The organism is Marinobacterium stanieri (assembly GCF_900155945.1).
Classification (GTDB): Bacteria; Pseudomonadota; Gammaproteobacteria; order Pseudomonadales; family Balneatricaceae; genus Marinobacterium; species Marinobacterium stanieri.
The window spans coordinates 149,071-169,105 of the sequence record NZ_FTMN01000008.1 but is presented as its reverse complement, the minus strand read 5'-3'; the positions used below and the strand labels follow the sequence as shown (position 1 = coordinate 169,105).

Annotated in this window: 17 protein-coding genes; 2 read left to right on the top strand and 15 right to left on the bottom strand. The window is 58.2% G+C overall.

Annotated elements, in window-relative coordinates; translation table 11 throughout:
- Positions 1-59: 59 nt before the first annotated feature.
- On the bottom strand, positions 60-536 hold the full coding sequence (locus BW956_RS16925) for a CinA family protein (RefSeq protein ID WP_076464533.1): 477 nt from the start codon (positions 534-536) through the stop codon (positions 60-62).
- A gap of 114 nt (positions 537-650) precedes the next feature.
- Here BW956_RS16925 and mutS point away from each other — a divergent pair, with 114 nt between their 5' ends.
- Positions 651-3,251 (top strand): DNA mismatch repair protein MutS, encoded by a 2,601-nt coding sequence (gene mutS / locus BW956_RS16920; protein ID WP_076464530.1) that lies wholly within the window; start codon positions 651-653, stop codon positions 3,249-3,251.
- A 67-nt stretch (positions 3,252-3,318) separates the two neighbouring features.
- Positions 3,319-3,642, top strand: coding sequence for a ferredoxin FdxA (gene fdxA, locus BW956_RS16915; protein ID WP_076464528.1), 324 nt, complete (start codon positions 3,319-3,321; stop codon positions 3,640-3,642).
- A 53-nt stretch (positions 3,643-3,695) separates the two neighbouring features.
- On the opposite strand, the gene rpoS is transcribed toward fdxA, so the two are convergent.
- The 14 genes from rpoS to lpxB form a co-directional block, all read right to left on the bottom strand.
- Positions 3,696-4,733 carry an RNA polymerase sigma factor RpoS gene (gene rpoS / locus BW956_RS16910; RefSeq protein WP_244894386.1) on the bottom strand — a complete coding sequence of 346 codons (1,038 nt, stop codon included), beginning with the start codon at positions 4,731-4,733 and terminating at the stop codon, positions 3,696-3,698.
- A 62-nt stretch (positions 4,734-4,795) separates the two neighbouring features.
- Complete coding sequence (locus tag BW956_RS16905) at positions 4,796-5,569, bottom strand: peptidoglycan DD-metalloendopeptidase family protein (protein WP_139327219.1); 774 nt, start codon at positions 5,567-5,569, stop codon at positions 4,796-4,798.
- A gap of 28 nt (positions 5,570-5,597) precedes the next feature.
- Positions 5,598-6,518 carry a DUF368 domain-containing protein gene (locus BW956_RS16900; protein WP_217695143.1) on the bottom strand — a complete coding sequence of 307 codons (921 nt, stop codon included), beginning with the start codon at positions 6,516-6,518 and terminating at the stop codon, positions 5,598-5,600.
- Positions 6,519-6,532: 14 nt separating this feature from the next.
- Positions 6,533-7,195, bottom strand: a complete 663-nt coding sequence (locus BW956_RS16895; protein WP_202798497.1) for a protein-L-isoaspartate(D-aspartate) O-methyltransferase — start codon at positions 7,193-7,195, stop codon at positions 6,533-6,535.
- Complete coding sequence (gene surE, locus BW956_RS16890; protein ID WP_010323522.1) at positions 7,195-7,950, bottom strand: 5'/3'-nucleotidase SurE; 756 nt, start codon at positions 7,948-7,950, stop codon at positions 7,195-7,197. Before surE ends, BW956_RS16895 begins: the two co-directional genes overlap by 1 nt.
- 9 nt (positions 7,951-7,959) lie before the next feature.
- Positions 7,960-9,000 (bottom strand): tRNA pseudouridine(13) synthase TruD, encoded by a 1,041-nt coding sequence (truD, locus tag BW956_RS16885; RefSeq protein ID WP_076464519.1) that lies wholly within the window; start codon positions 8,998-9,000, stop codon positions 7,960-7,962.
- Positions 8,997-9,293, bottom strand: a complete 297-nt coding sequence (gene ftsB, locus BW956_RS16880) for a cell division protein FtsB (RefSeq protein ID WP_010323524.1) — start codon at positions 9,291-9,293, stop codon at positions 8,997-8,999. The genes truD and ftsB overlap by 4 nt, the downstream gene beginning before the upstream one ends.
- A gap of 85 nt (positions 9,294-9,378) precedes the next feature.
- Positions 9,379-10,674 (bottom strand): phosphopyruvate hydratase, encoded by a 1,296-nt coding sequence (gene eno, locus BW956_RS16875; protein ID WP_010323525.1) that lies wholly within the window; start codon positions 10,672-10,674, stop codon positions 9,379-9,381.
- Between the two features lie 33 nt (positions 10,675-10,707).
- Positions 10,708-12,336 (bottom strand): CTP synthase, encoded by a 1,629-nt coding sequence (locus BW956_RS16870; protein ID WP_076464516.1) that lies wholly within the window; start codon positions 12,334-12,336, stop codon positions 10,708-10,710.
- Between the two features lie 78 nt (positions 12,337-12,414).
- Positions 12,415-13,743, bottom strand: a complete 1,329-nt coding sequence (gene tilS, locus BW956_RS16865) for a tRNA lysidine(34) synthetase TilS (RefSeq protein WP_083703124.1) — start codon at positions 13,741-13,743, stop codon at positions 12,415-12,417.
- Positions 13,727-14,686 (bottom strand): acetyl-CoA carboxylase carboxyl transferase subunit alpha, encoded by a 960-nt coding sequence (gene accA / locus BW956_RS16860; protein WP_010323528.1) that lies wholly within the window; start codon positions 14,684-14,686, stop codon positions 13,727-13,729. Before accA ends, tilS begins: the two co-directional genes overlap by 17 nt.
- A gap of 95 nt (positions 14,687-14,781) precedes the next feature.
- Complete coding sequence (gene dnaE, locus BW956_RS16855) at positions 14,782-18,282, bottom strand: DNA polymerase III subunit alpha (protein WP_076464513.1); 3,501 nt, start codon at positions 18,280-18,282, stop codon at positions 14,782-14,784.
- Positions 18,275-18,883, bottom strand: coding sequence for a ribonuclease HII (rnhB, locus tag BW956_RS16850; protein WP_076464510.1), 609 nt, complete (start codon positions 18,881-18,883; stop codon positions 18,275-18,277). Before rnhB ends, dnaE begins: the two co-directional genes overlap by 8 nt.
- A complete protein-coding gene (gene lpxB / locus BW956_RS16845) occupies positions 18,870-20,033 on the bottom strand; it encodes a lipid-A-disaccharide synthase (protein WP_076464676.1) in 1,164 nt (387 codons plus the stop codon). Before lpxB ends, rnhB begins: the two co-directional genes overlap by 14 nt.
- Between the last annotated feature and the right edge of the window lie 2 nt (positions 20,034-20,035).

The following is a 20,035-nucleotide window of genomic DNA, read 5'->3' as shown; positions in this document are numbered from 1 at the left end:
ATACTGTATGTCTGAACAGTATTATTCCACAACCTGATCAGATTGCAACCATCCTGAGATTACTCCGGCAGATAGGCCATGATGCCTTCCAGCGCCTGCTCAACCGCCTGCTGACGAATGTCATCACGGTCACCGTTGAAGAAACTCAGACAACTCACGGTCGGGTGCCCTTCAATAGCCCAGGCCAGCCATACCGTCCCCACGGGTTTGTCCTCCGAGCCCCCATCCGGACCGGCAATGCCGCTGATAGCCACGGCAATATTGGCATCACTGTTCCGCAGTGCACCTTCCGCCATCTGCGCGACCACCGGCTCGCTCACTGCACCACTGCTTTCCAGAACCTCAAGATCCACACCCAGCATTTTCTGCTTGGCCGTATTGGAATAGGACACAAAACCACAATCGAACCAGCCTGAACTGCCCGGCACTGCCGTCACTGCCTGGGCCACCCAGCCCCCGGTGCATGACTCCGCCGTTGCCATTTTCAGGCCCTTGCTCAACAGCGCCTGCCCTACTTTTTGTGCCAGGTTTTTCATCGTGTTACTCCCAAGCCGCGACTACGCAGGCTGCCGTGTTTAACGTACAATTCCCCCATTAAAACCCTGAGCCAAATCCGATTCAATCCCCGCAACAGGATGACAGCGTCAACTATGTCTTCAGCAAGCAAGAGCACCCAGCACACTCCCATGATGCAGCAGTACCTGCGCATCAAGGCACAGCACCCGGATCAACTGCTGTTTTACCGCATGGGGGATTTCTACGAGCTGTTCTATGACGATGCCAAGAAGGCCGCTGCGCTGCTGGATATTTCACTGACGGCACGGGGCAAGTCCGCCGGCGAGCCGATTCCCATGGCCGGTATTCCCTACCACTCTGCCGAAGGTTATATCGCCCGCATTGTTAAAGCCGGTGAGTCCGTGGTGATCTGTGAACAGGTTGGCGACCCGGCCACCAGCAAGGGGCCTGTCGCACGTGAAGTCGTGCGTATTGTCACCCCCGGTACGCTGAGTGATGAAGCTCTGCTGGATGAACATCAGGACAACCTGCTGATGGGCATTGCACGCTATCAGGACCAGTTTGGCCTGGCGATGATCGATATCAGCTCCGGACGCTTCAGCCTGTTCGAGGTGAAGGGAGAGGACGCCCTGCTGGCCGAGCTGGAGCGTCTTCGCCCTGCCGAACTGCTATACCCGGATGATGCCGAGGTTCCCGAAGCGGTCAGCAAGCGCCCCGGAGCCCATGCACGCCCGCCCTGGGAATTTGAAGACGATACCGCTCGCCGTCTGCTGTGCGACCAGTTCAAGACCCGCGACCTGAGCGGCTTTGGCTGCGACCACCTGAGTCTGGCGATCTGCGCGGCCGGCTGTCTGTTGCAGTATGCCCGCGATACGCAACGCAGCAGCCTGCCTCATATTCGCCGCATCCAGGTCGAGCAGCATGATGAAGCCGTTATTCTGGATGCTTCCACGCGCCGCAATCTGGAGCTGGACGTCAACCTGTCCGGAGGCCGCAGCAACACCCTGGCCTCGGTACTGGATAAATGCGGCACCCCCATGGGCAGCCGCCTGTTGCGCCGCTGGCTGCACCGCCCCCTGCGTGATCGCAGTACTCTGGAAGCGCGCCAGGACGCCATTCGCTGGCTGATGCGTCCGGACTGCAGTGACAACATTGCCGAACAACTCAAACCCATTGGCGATATGGAGCGCATCCTGTCCCGAGTAGCCCTGCGTTCAGCACGTCCGCGCGACCTGGAGCGCCTGCGCAATGCGCTGGCCACGCTTCCCGAGCTGCAGAATTCACTCAAGGCTACCGATGCCGCCCGCATCAAATCCCTGTCGCAACAGATCGCGACCTTCCCCACAGAAGCAGACCTGCTGGCACGCGCCATCATTGATGCCCCGCCCGTCGTGATCCGTGACGGCGGTGTGATCGCGGCAGGCTATGATGCCGAGCTGGATGAATTACGCGGCCTGAGCGAAAACGCTGGTGAGTTCCTGCTGCAGCTGGAAGCCCGTGAGCGTGCCCGCACCGATATTTCCACGCTGAAGGTGGGCTACAACCGCGTGCATGGCTATTACATCGAGGTCAGCAAGGCTCAAGCGGTCGACATGCCGGCCGAGTATATCCGCCGCCAAACGTTGAAAAATGCCGAGCGCTTCATCACCCCCGAACTGAAAGAGTTTGAAGACAAGGCCCTGAGTGCCAAGAGCAAGGCTCTGGCACGGGAAAAGCACCTGTACGACGAACTGCTGGAGCAGCTGGCCGAACAACTCGCTCCCTTGCAGGAAAGTGCCGCCGGCCTGTCCGAGCTTGATGTACTCTGCAACCTGGCTGAGCGCGCCCTGGCGCTGGATTACCAACGTCCACAACTGGTGGACGAGCGTTGCCTGCAGATTGAAGGCGGTCGCCATCCGGTGGTGGAAGCCGTGTTGGACACCCCTTTCGTGGCCAACGACCTGCGCCTGGACGAACAGCGCCATATGCTGGTGATTACTGGCCCCAACATGGGCGGTAAATCCACCTACATGCGCCAGGCCGCACTGATCACGTTGCTCGCGCATATCGGCAGCTATGTGCCTGCCCAGTCAGCCAATATCGGGATTGTGGACCGCATTTTTACCCGCATGGGGTCCTCGGATGATCTGGCCGGCGGCCGTTCCACCTTTATGGTGGAGATGACTGAGACGGCCAATATTCTGCACAATGCCAGCGACCGCAGCCTGGTGCTGATGGATGAAGTTGGCCGTGGCACCAGCACCTTTGACGGCCTGTCACTGGCCTGGTCCTGCGCCGAGTTCCTCGCCCGTGAAACCCAGGCCTTCACCCTGTTTGCCACCCACTACTTCGAGCTGACCAGCCTGCCGGAACGGGAAAGTGGCGTGGTAAACGTGCACCTCACCGCCGTTGAACATAATGACCATATCGTCTTCATGCATGAAGTTCAGGAAGGGCCGGCCAGCCAGAGTTACGGCCTACAGGTGGCGCAACTGGCCGGTATTCCGGATAAGGTGATCAGAAATGCCCGCGATAAGCTGGTGATTCTGGAACAGGACAGCCGCAGCCCCAGTGATAACGTGCCGCGCAACCCTGAACCGGATACGGCCGCAGTGGCAGACGCGCCGCTGCAGGGAGACATGTTTGTCAGCCAGCCCTCACAGGTGGAGCGTCAGCTGAAGCAGCTGGATCTGGATGACCTAACGCCCCGCCAGGCATTGGAACAACTGTACGCGCTGCGGGACATGATGTCCTGAGCAGCGCTGGCCTGAGCCAACAAGCGCACTATACTGCAGGCAGACCTGAGCCAAGGAGAGCTGCAAGATGACCTACATCGTCACTGAAAACTGTATTCGCTGTAAGTACACCGACTGTGTTGAGGTCTGCCCCGTGGACTGCTTCTACGAAGGCCCCAACTTCCTGGTGATTCACCCGGACGAGTGTATCGACTGCGGCCTCTGTGAGCCGGAATGCCCGGCTGAAGCCATACTGCATGAGGATGACCTGAGTCCTGAACAGGATCAGTTCTACAAGATTAATGCCGAGCTGGCAGAAGTCTGGCCCAATATCACTGAGCGCAAACCGCCACTGGATGATGCTGAAGAGTGGAATGGCACTCCAGACAAGCTCAAGTATCTGGAGCGCTGAAGCGCCGGCAATCAAAATACTGAAAAGGTCTTGATACCGGCCCGGACCTGCTGCTACTGCAGCAGATCTTCACCGCTGAGGCCATTCTTTTCAACAATCTCGCGGAGTTTACGCAGTGCTTCCACCTGGATTTGGCGTACCCGTTCACGGGTCAGCCCGATCTCTTTACCCACCTGCTCCAGCGTGCTCATCTCGTGGCCACGCAAACCGAAGCGGCGGGACAACACATCCGCATGCTTCTCCGGCAGCATATCCAGCCAGCGATTGAGGTTACCGCTGATGTTGTTGCTTTGCAGCAGGGTTTCAGGGTCCGCCGCTTCGTGGTCGGCAATGGTTTCCAGCAGCGGCTTGTCGGCCCCCTGGCCTGCAGGCACGTCGACCGAGCTTACCCGCTCGTTGAGCCCCAACATGCGTTCCACATTCGCCACCGGCTTATCCACCAGTGCGGCAATCTCTTCCGCGGTGGGCTCGTGATCGAGTTTCTGCGCCAGCTCACGGGAGGCACGCAGGTAGACATTGAGTTCCTTGACCACATGAATGGGCAGACGGATGGTGCGGGTCTGATTCATGATGGCACGCTCAATGGTCTGGCGAATCCACCAGGTCGCGTAGGTTGAGAAGCGGAATCCGCGTTCAGGGTCGAATTTTTCCACCGCGCGAATCAGGCCGAGATTACCTTCCTCAATCAGGTCGAGCAGGGTCAGCCCTCGATTGATGTAGCGGCGTGCAATTTTCACCACTAGACGCAGGTTACTTTCGATCATGCGCTTGCGGGAAGCTTCATCTCCCTTGAGCGCTCGGCGTGAGAAATAGACCTCTTCCTCTGCTGTCAGCAGGGGAGAAAAGCCGATTTCATTGAGATATAACTGAGTGGCATCCAGCGAACGGGCGTTCACCAGATCCTTATGCGCCATGGAACCCCGTCCACGGCCGCTGTTCATGAATGCAGGCAGTTCTTCCGTTTCAGCGTCAGAATCCGAGGCTTCAACCGTTTCCTCTTCATCATCACGCTCCAGTGTCTCGACATCCTGGTCATAGTCACTGTCACCCACCGGAACCTTGGCCCCGTGTTCCTTATCCACGCTCACCATGTGTTACCCCCAGTTTGGACGATGGTCTGAGCCATCTATGTATGTTGTTATTATTGTTATCGTCAGCGCTTAGGCAGATAGCGCATAGGATTTACGGGATTACCATCCCGCCGGATCTCAAAATGCAGCATTGTGCGTGCTGCACCCGTACTACCTATTTCGGCTATTTTTTCGCCTGCTTTAACCTTATCACCCTCTCGTACAAAAATGCGACTGTTATGGGCGTAGGCACTCAGGTACTGGTTGTCATGATTTAGAATAACCATATTCCCATATCCAAGCAGGCCATTACCGGAATAGACCACCACCCCGGCGGCAGCCGCTTTCACCGCATCACCCTGTTTACCGATGATATCGATACCCTTGTTGGCCGGCTGACCACCGCCGAACCCGGACAGGATTCGTCCAGGATGTGGCCATTGCCAGCGCACCGGGCCGGTTGAGGCAGGTGCGGGCGCGGGCTTGGGTTTACTTGTGGGCTGGGGCTTACTGGCAGCTGGTGAGTTGCTGCCACTTGAAGCGGTGGTTTTCGCGCCACTGCTGGAAGAGCTGGATGAAGATGCGGAACCGCTACTGGAACGCTGACTGGACGGGGCCAGGCGCAGACGCTGACCGGGGTAGATGTAGTCACGACTGCTGATCCCGTTCCAGCGGGCAACCTGACGGTAGTCGAGCCCATAGCGGAAAGCGATGGAATAGAGTGTATCGCCTTTCTGCACGCGATAACTGGCAGGCGCCGGCCCTTTACTGGCAGAGCGGGCCCCCAGCGACTGGTCCGTGACAGGCGCATAACCGGAGGAGCAGCCCCCCAGCAGCACAATCAGCCATCCTGTCAATATCAGCCGCCAGGGCACTCGCGCCTCCTTAGCCCTGCTGCCGATCCATCAGCACACCCAGCAGGGCTCCCATGAACATAAGTGCCAGTGCCGGCCAGAACTGGGGATCCAGTCCGGTCAGGACCTCATAGCTGCTGGGCAGCAGGTTATCCTGCATCAACGGCACCTCCTCTCCCTTGCCATTGATACTGTAGGCCAGGGTATATTTCCAGGGCCATACCTTGTTCAATGAGCCGAGCATGAACCCGCCCAGCAGAGCCAGTGTGGTCATGCGATGATGGTGGAAAGCCCAGCTCAGCACCCGGGAAAAACTTAGCAGTCCCAGTACACAGCCCGCGCAGAATAGACCCAGGGTGCCCCACTGTAGTTCCTTCACCGCTTCAAGTACGGGCGCATACATGCCCATCAGCAGCAGAATGAAGCTGCCGGAAAGCCCCGGCAAAATCATGGCGCAAATCGCAATCATGCCGGCCAGGAAAGTCATCAGCGTGGTGGGCTCCAGCATGGCCGGCCCTCGTGAAGTTATGAAATAGGCCAGCATGCCCCCCAGCACAAAGGTGGACACCAGGTTGGTGCTCCAGCCACGAATATGGCGCAGCACGCTCCAGGTCGATGCCAGGATCAGGCCAAAGAAAAATGACCAGATCAAGATCGGGTGGTGCTCCAGCAGATATAGCGTCAGGTGAGCTACACTGACCAGGCTGAGAAGAATACCGGCCAGCACCGCCAGCAAGAAGCTGCCGTTCACATAGCGCCAGCAGGCCACCGGCCCCTGCGAAAACAGCAGGCGCAGGGCCTCGGTATTAAAGCTTTTCAGGGTGTCGATCAGCTCTTCATAAATGCCGGTAATAAAGGCTATGGTTCCGCCCGACACCCCGGGCACCGCATCGGCAATCCCCATCATCATGCCTTTGGCGGACAGCACCAGATAATCGCGTTTGTTACGCACGCTTACTCCTGTCGTCAACGCACCGTGCCACTGAGCAGTGGCACAAAGCGTACTTTTTCCATCACTTCCGTTGTGTACTCGTCGTCCGCAGTACGCGTAATGCGCTTAAGTGCCTGCTCTTCATCCCCGACCGGAATCACCAGGCAGCCACCAATCGCCAATTGTGACAGCAGTTCCTGAGGTACCTCACGCGGAGCCGCTGTCACCAGAATACCGTCAAAGGGCGCCTTGTCAGGCCAGCCCATGCCACCATCTGTGTGCCGCAACATCACATTGTGCAGTTTCAGGCGCTGCAGCCGTTTACGGGCTTTTTCCTGCAGCGGGCGGATACGCTCAACACTGAACACCTGATCAACCAGCAGGCCAAGAATGGCCGTCTGATAGCCCGAACCGGTCCCCACTTCCAGCACCTTGTTGCGCGGCCCGCCTTCCAGCAGCAGCTCTGTCATGCGGGCAACGATATACGGCTGAGAAATGGTCTGGTTGTAGCTGATCGGCAGCGCCGTATCTTCATAGGCACGATGGGACAGCGCCTCATCAATAAAGATATGCCGCGGGGTATCGATGACTGCATTCAAAACACGCTCATCCGCAACGCCCTGATCACGCAGACGCTGTACCAGGCGCTCACGGGTACGCCTGGAGGTCATGCCGATTCCCTGTAGATCGCGGTCGATCACATCAAATCCTCCAGCCATTCGCCCAGGTTATCCATGCCTGAATAATGTGTCATATCGATCTGCAGAGGCGTGACTGACACAAAGCCGTTCTCGACGGCAAAGAAGTCAGTTCCCGGATCCGAATCGGCTGCCGCACCAGCACCGGCAATCCAGTAACGGGTACGACCACGAGGGTCTTCCATCGCTACCGGCGGATCTGCGCGATGGCGGTGCCCCAGACGGGTAACGTGAATACCCTTGATCTGATCCAGCGGCAGGTCTGGTACATTGATATTGAGTACAGTCCGTGGTGCCACCACCAGTGCCTCCAGACGCTTTACCAGCGTGGCGACAATCTCGGCACCGGTTTCGTAATGCTTGGGATGGAAGCTGTGCATGGACACCGCAATTGGCGGCAGACGGCAATGACGCCCTTCGGTTGCAGCGGCAACAGTGCCCGAATAGAGCACATCATCCCCCAGGTTGGCACCTGCATTGATACCCGATACGACGATGTCGGGGCGGCGCTCGTCAGTGAACAGACCGGAGCTGCCAAGATGGACACAATCGGTCGGTGTACCGTTAATGCCGAAATAGCCGCTGGAATGGCGGTGCGCTTCCAAAGGGCGGTCTAGCGTGAGAGCGTTACTGGCACCACTGCGGTTGCGATCAGGTGCGACCACACAGGTTTCGGTATCCTGTGCCAGGCGCTCGGCCAGAGTTGCCAGGCCTGGCGCGTACACACCATCATCATTGGAAATCAAGGTCAGCATTTTTCCCGATTACTCCTGCTGAAAATTTGCGTTGCGCCACTGACAGAGTTCACGCAGAACACTGGTGGCAAAAGCTCCGGAGGGCAATTCAAACTCCAGTCGCCATTGCTGTTCCTGTTCTTGCTCAGCCTTGAGGCCAAGCGGTAGCAGACGCATGCTGCGCCGCTCCTGGTTCAGACCCAGGCCTTCCAGCCCATTACACAAGGCTTGCCAGGGCTCCAGTACTTGCTGTTCAAAAGCTGCGGCATCGTCACGCGTCATCAGCTCACCTCGCCCCCACATGGGTGCGGTAAGATGCACATCACCTGCGGCTAGACGCTCGGCCAGGTCACTGGCTTCGGGCTCCGCACGGAAACAGCTCTGCGAGCCGTTCAACATCAATACATCGCCCGGCAGAATACGCTCCCAGTACCCCTGGCGAATACGATCGCTGACCACCTGATTGAACAGCCAGGAACGCAGCGCGGAGATATAGAGTCCCTTCTTATGCCGCTGACGCTCTTTCAGGCGCCCCTCCAGCATGGCCAGACCCTTGTCGAGGTTACCGCCTTCAATGCCGAAACGCTGCTCGCCGAAATAGTTGGGCACACCGGCGCGAATCTGTTCGACCCGCGCCGCAAACGCCTGCTCATCGGTTACATCACGCAGGCGCAGTACAAAACGGTTGCCCTCAAGGGCCCCCAGACGCAGTTTGCGACTGTGACGAACCGATTCCAATACTTCAATGCTGTCGCCCCCGAACAGGGACCAGGTGAGCGAACGGCCGATAGGCAGGCGCACACTGAACCACTGTTCGGTCACGGCATGGCGGTCCTTTTTGCCGGCATAGCCAACATCGCGCGGACTCACCTGACAGAAATTCGCCAGCTGACGGGCAACCCAATCGGTGTTTTCACCGGTTTTGCGAATATACAGGAAGACATGCTCGCCTTCCCCGTCCGGCGTGAACGGCAGGCGTTCAAATACCTGAAAGTCTTCGGGCTGGGAACGAAGCTGGGCCTGGGATGAGGGTTCGCCATACAGCCATTCAGTGGCGAGTGAAAAGTTCAACGTCGCGGGTTCTCCGGCTCGGGCTCAATGAGCTGAAAAAAGGTTTCCCCCTTGCGAACCATGCCCATTTCACTGCGGGCACGTTCTTCCAGGGCAGACAGTCCCTGTTTGAGATCCTGTACTTCGGCTTCAAGGCGCTTGTTGCGCTCGGCCAGCTGCTGATTGATTTCTCGCTGCTCCAGAATCTTGTCTTCCAGCTGCCACACCTGGCGCAGGTTGGCTTCTCCAAACCAGAGCCGGTACTGCAAACCGAGCAGCATCACCAGCAAAATCAACAACAACCAGCGATACACGCAGTTTCCTCTTGCTTGCACAGGGCCCAGGGTCAAAAATCAAAAAAGGGGGCCAAGAGCCCCCTTTTTATCATACTTTCAGGCTTCAGGCCTGACCTTTGATCTCTTTCAGACCCTTGTATACCGCATCGGCACCGAGCTCTTCAGCAATACGCAGCAAACGGTTGTACTTGGCAACACGGTCAGAGCGGCACAGGGAGCCGGTCTTGATCTGGCCCGCTGCAGTACCCACTGCCAGATCGGCAATCGTGGTGTCTTCGGTTTCACCGGAGCGGTGAGAGATAACAACAGTGTAACCGGCATCCTTGGCCATCTTGATCGCATCCAGTGTTTCGGACAGAGAGCCGATCTGGTTGAACTTGATCAGGATGGAGTTACCGATGGACTTGTCGATACCTTCCTTCAGGATCTTGGTGTTGGTCACGAACAGGTCGTCACCGACCAGCTGTACCTTGTCACCGATCTTGCGGGTCAGGCTGGCCCAGCCGTCCCAGTCGGATTCGTCCATGCCATCTTCGATGGAGACGATCGGATAGTTTTCGCACAACTGCGCCAGGTAGTCACCAAAACCTTCAGCGTCGAAGACTTTGCCTTCACCGGCCAGGTCGTACTTGCCATCCTTGTAGAACTCGGAAGATGCACAGTCCAGCGCCAGGGTCACGTCGGTACCCAGCTTGTAGCCGGCATTGTCGATCGCCTCCTTGATCACAACCAGGGCTTCTTCGTTGGAACCCAGGTTCGGCGCGAAACCACCTTCGTCACCTACTGCAGTGTTCAGGCCGCGAGCCTTGAGTACAGATTTCAGGGCGTGGAAGATTTCGGCGCCGCAACGCAGGGCATCACCAAAGTTGTCGAAGCTCACCGGCTGAACCATGAACTCCTGGATATCAACGTTGTTATCCGCGTGCTCACCACCGTTGAGGATGTTCATCATCGGAACCGGCATGGAGAACTGACCCGCGGTGCCGTTGATGTCGGCAATGTGCGCGTACAGCGGAATGCCTTTTTCGGTCGCAGCCGCTTTCGCCGCTGCCAGAGACACCGCCAGAATGGCGTTGGCGCCCAGGTTGGATTTGTTTTCGGTACCGTCCAGCGCCAGCATCTTGTCATCCAGTGCACGCTGGTCGGTTACGTCCATGCCAACCAGGGCTTCACGGATTGCACCGTTAATCGCAGCAACCGCTTTCTGAACGCCCTTGCCCAGGTAACGGGACTTGTCACCGTCACGCAGTTCCAGCGCTTCGCGGGAACCGGTAGACGCACCTGAGGGTGCACAGGCAGAGCCCATGACACCGGAGGCCAGGATGACATCCGCTTCTACAGTCGGGTTACCACGGGAATCCAGAACTTCGCGTGCCTTGATATTCGCAATCTGAGCCATTGTATCTGTGTCTCCAGTTAACTCGTAAAAAGGTTACTGCTGCGCCTGACGTGCCAGCGCGGCCTTGATGAATCCGGTGAACAGGCCGTGCCCGTCGCGCGGGGTGGACGTAAATTCCGGGTGGAACTGACAGGCCACGAACCAGGGATGATCCGGGGCTTCCACCACTTCAACCAGCTCGCCATCCACGGAGCGACCGGTAATTTTCAGACCAGCCTCTTCCAACAGCGGCACGTAGTTGTTGTTCACCTCAAAACGGTGACGGTGACGCTCACGCACTTCAGTGCTGCCGTAAGCCTCAGCAACATTGGAGCCTTCAGCCAGGTGGCAGGTCTGTGCGCCCAGGCGCATGGTACCGCCCAGATCGGAGTTCTCGCCACGGACTTCCACTTCACCGGTGCGATCGGTCCATTCAGTGATCAGGCCGATCACCGGGTGTTTGGACTGCTGGTCAAATTCGGTAGAGTTGGCGCCCTCAAATCCGGCCACATGGCGCGCGTATTCAATCACGGCAACCTGCATACCCAGACAGATACCCAGGTAGGGAACCTTGTTCTCACGGGCAAAGCGGACCGCTTCGATCTTGCCTTCAACACCACGCTCGCCAAAACCGCCCGGTACCAGAATGGCACTAAAGCCTTCCAGGATCTGGCTGCCTTCACGCTCAACACGCTCGGAGTCGATGTACTCGATCTTCACCTTCTTGCGCAGCGCAATGCCGGCATGGGAGATCGCTTCGATCAGCGACTTGTACGCGTCAAGCAGTTCCATGTACTTACCGACCATGGCGATGGTCACTTCACCTTCCGGATGCAGGAACGCATCGGCCACACGGCTCCACTCGCTCAGGTCTGCCGGCTTGCAGTTGATGCGGAAGCGCTCGGTCACAATCTCGTCCAGATGCTGTTCCCACAGCATGGCCGGGATGTTGTAGATGGTATCGGCGTCCGGCAGAGAGATAACCGCACGCTCATCCACGTTGGTGAACATGGCCACTTTCTTGCGTGAAGACTCGTCCAGCTCCTGCTCGGAACGGCACACCAGGATATCCGGCTGGATACCGATGGAGCGCAGCTCTTTAACGGAGTGCTGGGTCGGTTTGGTTTTGGTCTCGCCGGCGGTGGCAATGTACGGCACCAGCGTCAGGTGCATGAACATGGCGCGGGACGCACCCACTTCCACCTTCAGCTGACGCACCGCTTCCAGGAACGGCAGGGATTCGATATCACCGACGGTGCCACCGATCTCGACCAGAGCGACATCTGCATCACCGGCACCCTCGATCACGCGACGCTTGATCTCGTTGGTGATGTGCGGAATCACCTGCACGGTGCCGCCCAGGTAGTCGCCGCGGCGCTCCTTGCTCAGCACGTGCTGGTACACACGTCCGGTGGTGAAGTTGTTGCGCTTGCTCATGGTGGTGCGGATGAAGCGCTCATAGTGGCCCAGGTCCAGGTCAGTTTCGGCACCATCATCGGTGACGAACACTTCGCCGTGCTGGAAGGGGCTCATGGTACCCGGATCCACGTTTATATACGGGTCCAGCTTGAGCATTGTTACTTTGAGGCCACGGGCCTCGAGAATAGCCGCCAGAGAAGCTGATGCGATGCCTTTGCCCAATGAGGACACAACACCGCCTGTGACGAAAATATAACGCGTCATGCGGAACCTGTCAGATCGAGATGTATGGGAGGAGAAAACGTACTCAAGATGGGGTTGCAGGATAGCAAAAAGCGCCCCTCAGGACAAACCAAAAGCGTGCCAATGCGGCACCAATCCCTTTTCAACCAGGCCAGGCTCACACAGGCAGATGCCGGGCACTGCCCGAATCTCTCCATCGGACCAGAGAATCGGCTGCAGCGGACGCAACCAGGGCGGCAAGCCAGACTCCTGCAGCAGCTGTTTCAGTGCTACCGAACCGCCCCGCCCAACAGGTCGCAAACGTTCACCGCCCTGGCGGTAACGCAGCTCCAGAATGGTACCTTCTGCCAACCCTGCACTTTCACGATGCCAGCTTAGTCGGCCCGTCGGCAACTCCAGGTCCTGCCCCACCCTCACAGCCACAACCGAATCTGACGCGACAACCGGCAGCGGATCAGGCACAAAGTGCAACTCATCACGGTAGCGGCGCAGGTGATACCCCGGGAAACGCTCTTCGGGACTGGCATCCGATCGTGTGGATAACATTGACCGCTGCAGATTCTGCAGGCGCTGGCGGCTTAATCGATGACCCGTCTGCCGCATTATCCAATGATGCAACAGGTTACGCTGGCGTGCTGAGGAGAGTTGGCATAATTGACTGAGACACAACCCGCCCGATGCTTGCCGGCAGTGCTGCAGATCCTCTTCAGCGCGTTCCTGTAACAGCTGGTCGGCATCACTCATCAGCGCCGTTGTGTCCTTGCAGCGCTGCAACAGGGACGGCCAGTGCTGCTTAAGGCGCGGCAGGATGTGCAGGCGCAACCAGTTGCGATCATAGTGATCCTGCACATTGGTCGGATCTTCAACCGGAGCAAGGCCCAGTTCTGCCGCGGCTGCTTCCAGTCGGGCTCGAGGCTGGCTCAAAAGAGGACGCAGCAAGCGCGCCTCTCCCAAAGCCCGCCCCGCCGGCATGGCAGCCAGACCGGCCACCCCTGAACCACGAAGCAGACGCAGTAGCAGAGTCTCCGCCTGATCATCGGCGTGTTGTGCCATCAACAGGCAGTCGCCGGGTTGCAGCAGTGCCTCGAAAGCCTGATACCGAGCTGAGCGCGCACTGGCTTCCGAGCTCGATGCCGGATTGACTGGCACGATCTGGATGGGAACCCCCAGCCGTTCACAATGATCACGACAGTGATCACGCCATTGGCGGGAGACTGCTTGCAGTTGATGATCAATATGCACAGCCAGCAAGGGTTGTGGCAGGTTCAGACGGGCACAGAGTTCAAGCAGAAGGGAGGAATCGAGCCCGCCGCTGAAGGCCAGAACCCAGCGGCGGACATCCGGTTCGGCAGCCAGTTCGGCAGCCAGAACCTCCAGCAGTTCAGGCAGCGTCGACGCTGCCCGCTCAGCCTTATTCTTCGAAGACACCGTAGGACATCAGGCGTTCGTAACGGCGCTCCAGCAGTTCGTCGGATTCGAACTCGCTGAGGCGGTCCAGCGTCTCAACCAGATGCTTCTTCAGGTTGGCAGACATCAGTTCCAGGTTACGGTGCGCACCGCCCAGCGGCTCGCTGACCACCTGATCAACCAGGCCCAGTTCGTGCAGACGGTCAGAGGTGATACCCATGGCCTTGGCGGCATCGGATGCACGCTCGGCACTTTTCCACAGGATAGACGCACAGCCTTCCGGCGAAATTACAGAGTAGGTACCGTACTGCAGCATCAGCAGTTCATCGCAGACACCAATCGCCAGTGCACCACCGGAACCACCCTCACCGATAACAGTGGAGATGATCGGGGTGTTCAGCTGGGACATTTTGGCCAGGTTGAAGGCGATGGCTTCTGACTGACCACGCTCTTCAGCATCGATGCCCGGATAAGCACCCGGCGTATCGATAAAGGTCAGAACCGGCATTTTAAAGCGCTCGGCCATTTCCATCATGCGCAGCGCCTTGCGGTAGCCTTCGGGACGCGGCATGCCGAAGTTGCGACGCACCTTTTCCTTAACTTCGCGGCCTTTCTGGTGCCCGATTACCATTACCGGACGGCCGTCCAGACGCGCCAGACCACCCACGATTGCCTGATCATCGGCAAAGTGACGGTCACCGTGGATTTCATCGAAGTCATCAAAGATGTGCTTCACATAATCCAGAGTGTAGGGACGCTGAGGGTGACGGGCGATCTGCGAAATCTGCCAGGCGGACAGGTCCTTGAAGATGGACTCGGTCAGGCTGCGGCTTTTTTCCTGCAGTTTTTCCAGTTCGTCGCCCAGATTAAGCCCCGCCGTGTCCTCGTTGACATGGCGCAGCTCACTGATTTTGGCTTCCAGCTCGGCAATCGGCTGTTCGAAATCCAGATAGTTAGGATTCATGCGTGTCTGCTTCTATTCAGTAACTTGGGGCCCGGTAAACAGGGCACGGAATAATCAATCAATTCTAACGGCTGAGCGGTTTGATCTCCACCCTGTCAGTCATAACAAAGGCTGACGTTATCGTTGCCAAACTGAGACTTCAGCTGCAACAGGAGATCATCCCCGGGCTCTACGGCCCAGCTTTCATCCAGCCAGAGACGCGCTGCGGCGTCTTCACGCTGGTAGTTCAGCGCCACCGGCAACTTGAGCAATACGCTGCGATGAGCCTTGAGAGTATCGCCCAGCTGCTTCATCTGCTGGCGGCCCAGCTGGTTACGGTCACACAGGATTTCAACACAGCGTGCAGCACCGGTACGTACCTGCGCCATGCTCATCACCTTGCTGGCGCGCACCTTCAAGCCACCATTGTAGTCATCCTGGGCCACCTCGCCTTCCACCACCAGCACCGCATCCTTGTTGATCAAGGAACGGGCGGCGTCGAAGACATCGCCAAACAGGGTAATTTCCATGCGTGCACTGCGATCATCCAGCGTCAGGAAGCAGAGGGTATCGCCCTTTTTGGTTTTCTTCAGGCGCATGTCGACTACCAGCCCCGCCATCTTCTGGGTGGCGCCACGGTTGGGCTGAAGTTCGACCAGCTTGCGGCTCACCAGGCGTTTGAGCTCGGATTCATACTCATCAATGGGGTGACCGGTGACGTACAGCCCCAGGGTATCCTTCTCGCCCTGCAGGCGCTCCTTGTCGGTCCAGTCACGGGCCTTGCCGAACTCCGCATAGGGGTCTCCCGGGCTTTCCGCTTCCACTTCACCGAACATATCCATCATGCCGGCGTCCGCATTGCGGGCGCTCTGATCAGCCGCCTTCAGCGCCGAGGCAATGGCTTCCCAGAGCACGGCACGGGACGGACCCAGGCTGTCCAGTGCACCACAGCGCACCAGCGCTTCAAGCACACGCTTGTTGAGGCGACCGGCACCCACACGCTCGCAGAAGTCGAACAGGTCCTTGAACGGACCGCCTTCCTTGCGTGCCGCCATGATCGCGCCAACCGGACCTTCACCCACGCCCTTAACAGCCCCCAGACCATAGACCACCTCATCCGCATCATTGACGGTGAACATGTAGTCACTGTCATTGACGTTGGGCAGGCGCACGGTCAGGCCCATCTGGCGGCACTCTTCAATGAAGATCACCACCTTGTCAGTGTTCTGCATATCCGAAGACAGTACCGCCGCCATAAAGGCCGCCGGGTAGTGCTGCTTCAGCCATGCGGTCTGGTAGGAAACCAGTGCATAGGCTGCGGAGTGCGATTTGTTGAAGCCGTAGCCGGCGAATTTCTCTACCAGGTCAAAGATGTTGCCGGCCAGATCCTTGTCGATACCCTGGTTGGCGCAGCCCTCGAGGAAGATGGCACGCTGTTTGGCCATTTCCTCGGGCTTTTTCTTACCCATGGCACGACGCAGCATATCCGCGCCACCGAGGGTATAGCCCGCCATCACCTGGGCGATCTGCATGACCTGTTCCTGGTACAGGATGATGCCGTAGGTGGGCTCCAGTACCGGCTGCAGGCTGTCGAGCTGATAATCCGGATGCGGCCAGGCCAGCGGCGCGCGACCGTGCTTACGGTTGATGAAGTCATCCACCATGCCCGACTGCAGCGGCCCGGGTCGAAACAGGGCCACCAGCGCGACGATATCCTCGAAGCGGTTAGGCAAGAGGCGACGGATCAGGTCTTTCATACCGCTGGATTCCAGCTGGAATACGGCGGTGGTCTGGGCGCTTTGCAACAGTTTGAAGGTGGCCGGGTCTTCCAGGTCGATGGATTCGATCTCCAGCGGCCCTTCGCCTTCCTTCTCGCGCTTGTGGTTAATCGTTTTCAGCGCCCAGTCGATGATGGTCAGGGTCCTCAGACCCAGGAAGTCGAACTTCACCAGCCCCGCTTCTTCGACATCGTTCTTGTCGAACTGGGTCACCAGGCCATGACCTTCTTCGTCACAGTAGGTGGCGGCGAAGTCGGTCAGCTTGGTGGGTGCAATAACCACGCCCCCGGCGTGCTTGCCGACGTTACGTGTCACCCCTTCGAGCTTGTAGGCCATCTCCATGATCTCTTCGGCTTCTTCATTGCCGTTAACGAAATCACGCAGCGCATCTTCCTGCTCCCAGGCCTTGCTCAGGGTCATGCCCACTTCGAACGGAATCAGCTTGGACAGACGGTCCGCCAAACCGAAAGGCTTGCCCTGTACACGCGCCACGTCTCGCACCACCGCCTTGGCGGCCATGGTGCCGTAGGTGATGATCTGGGATACGGCATCACGGCCATACTTGCGCGCCACGTAGTCGATCACCTGGTCACGGTTATCCATGCAGAAGTCGATATCGAAGTCAGGCATTGAGACACGTTCCGGGTTCAGGAAGCGCTCGAACAGCAGGTCGTATTCCAGCGGATCCAGATCGGTGATCTTGAGTACGTAGGCCACCAGGGAACCGGCACCCGAGCCTCGTCCTGGCCCTACGGGTATACCGTTTTCCTTACCCCACTTGATGAAGTCCATTACGATCAGGAAGTAACCGGGGAAGCCCATCTGGATAATGATATCCAGTTCAAACTCGAGGCGCTTCTCGTAGGGTTTGCGCTTTTCCTGATAGTCGGGATCGTTCTTGTCGAGCAGAAACTCAAGACGTTCTTCCAGTCCGTCCCAGGATACCTGACGGAAGAAGTCATCCATCAGCATGCCTTCCGGCACCGGGAAGCGCGGCAGGTAATAGGTACCCAGCTCTATCTCGATATTACAGCGACGGGCAATCTCGACTGTATTTTCCAGCGCGCTGGGAATATCACTGAACAGCTCTGCCATCTCTTCAGCGCTGCGGAAGTACTGCTGATCCGAGTAATTACGCGGACGCTGCGGATCTTCCAGGGTGCGGCCAAGGTTGATACAGACGCGGGCCTCATGGGCCTCAAAGTCTTCCTGCTTGAGGAACATCACCTCATTGGTTGCCACCAGCGGGCAGCCTTTACGGGCCGCCAGTTCCACACTGGCATGCACCAGCGCCTCATCACCCGCACGGCCGGTGCGCTGGATCTCCAGATAGTAATTATCCGGGAACATCGCCTGCCACTCAGCCAGCAGAATCTCCGCCTGGTCCGGGTTGCCCGACAGCAAAGCACGGCCCACATCCCCCAAACGGCCACCGGACAGCGCGATCAGGCCATCTGCTTTCTCGGCAATCCAGTCCTTACGCACCAGGGCCCGCTCGGGCACGATGTTCTGCCCTTCGGCATAGGCGCGCGATACCAGCTCCATCAGATTGCGATAGCCCTGACCGTTGCGCACCATCAACGTGATACGGAACGGCTCGCCCTCGGGCTCTTCCGGGTTTTCAACCCAGAGGTCTACACCGCACAGAGGCTTTACGCCGGCTCCCAGTGCAGCCTTGTAGAACTTGACCAGTGCAAACAGGTTGGTCTGGTCGGTAATCGCCACCGCCGGCATATTCTGCGCGGCAGCCGTATTGACCAATGACTTGATGCGGACCAGACCATCAAACAGGGAGTACTCGGAATGGACACGCAGGTGTACAAATGCAGGTTCAGACATCAGATGACTGCTCCAGACGTAATCGAACCGGACGGAAGCTGCGACGGTGCTCGGGCAAGGCCCCCAGCCGCTCCAGCGCTTCCAGGTGTTGCGGGGTCGGATATCCCTTGTGGCGGTCAAAGCCATAATCCGGATACTGGTGATGCAGTGCCAGCATCTGCCGGTCACGATCAACCTTGGCCAGAATGGATGCCGCACTGATCTCGGCGACCTTGGCATCTCCCTTCACGACAGGCTCAGAGGGACAGGCCAATGCGGGACAGCGGTTACCATCGACCAGGGCGTAGTCAGGTGCAATCGATAGCCCTTCCACTGCCCGCTGCATGGCCAGCATGCTGGCGTGCAAGATATTGAGTTCATCAATCTCGGCAGGCGTTGCTGCTGCCACACACCAGGCCAGCGCTTTTTCCTTGATTTCGCCATACAGGCGTTCGCGCTTCTTCTCAGTGAGTGCCTTGGAGTCTGCCAGGCCCTCAATCGGGTTGTCCGGATCAAGAATGACAGCCGCCGCCACCACATCTCCAATCAGGGGGCCGCGCCCCACTTCGTCTACACCGGCCGTATGGCCTGCCGGACGAAAATCAAATTCAGCGCTCTGCACGGCGACTCTCCAACAATTCAATCACGGCATCCGCCGCTCGCTCGCTGGCATCCTGGCGCAGCTGTTCGCCAATGACGCCAAAGACCCGCGCCAGACGCTTACGGTAAGGCTCGTCTTCCAGTGCACGCAACACCAGCGGCCCCAGCACTTCAGGCTCAACACCCTCCTGCAGTACTTCGGGCACCATCTCTTCACCGGCCAGCACATTGGGCAAGGATACCCATCGGCTTTTAATCAAACGTGAATAGATACGATAGGTCAGGCTGGCCATGCGATACGCAACGACCATGGGTTTCTGCAGCAAGCAGGCTTCCAGCGTTGCCGTACCCGAGGCGATCAGGATGGCATCCGAAACCGCCATCACTTCACGGGAGCCTTGCAGGACCAACGACAGATTCAGGTCGTTAAAATCTTCATTTACCAGATCCTGCAGCTGTTCAAAACGGTACTGGTTGGCCGCCGGCAGCACAAAGTGCAGTTCAGGTCGTTGTGCCTGCAACCAGCGTGCCGTTTCCAGAAACGGGCGCGCCAGGTATTTGATTTCACTGCCCCGACTACCCGGCAGCAGCGCTACCATGGGGCGCTCATCTCCAGCCGGCGAGCAATAGCGCTTTCGGGCCGCAGAGAAATCGATTGCAGCCGGTATCTCGTCGGCCAAGGGATGGCCCACGAACCTCAGGTTTTGCTGAGTCGGCTGGTAGATCTCTGCTTCAAACGGAAACAGCGACAGCAGCAGATCGGTACTCTGCTTGATCTTGTAGATGCGCTTGCGCTTCCACGCCCACACGGACGGACTGACATAGTGCACGGTGGGAATGCCGGCATCCTTGAGCTTGCGCTCCATGCCGAGAGTAAAATCCGGCGCATCGATACCGATAAACAGATCAGGCGGGTTATCAATGAAGTAACGCACAAGACGGCGACGTTCGCGCAGCAGTTCAGGTAGGCGGCCCAGCACTTCGACCAGCCCCATCACCGATAAGCGTTCCAGCGGATACAGGGGCTCACAGCCTTCCTCCAGCATCAACTCACCGGCGATGCCTTCGAAACGCACTTGTGGATAACGCTGCCGCAGGGCACGAATGAGGCCGGCACCAAGAATGTCACCCGATGCCTCACCCGCCACTATTCCGATTCGCAAAGGCCGCATCA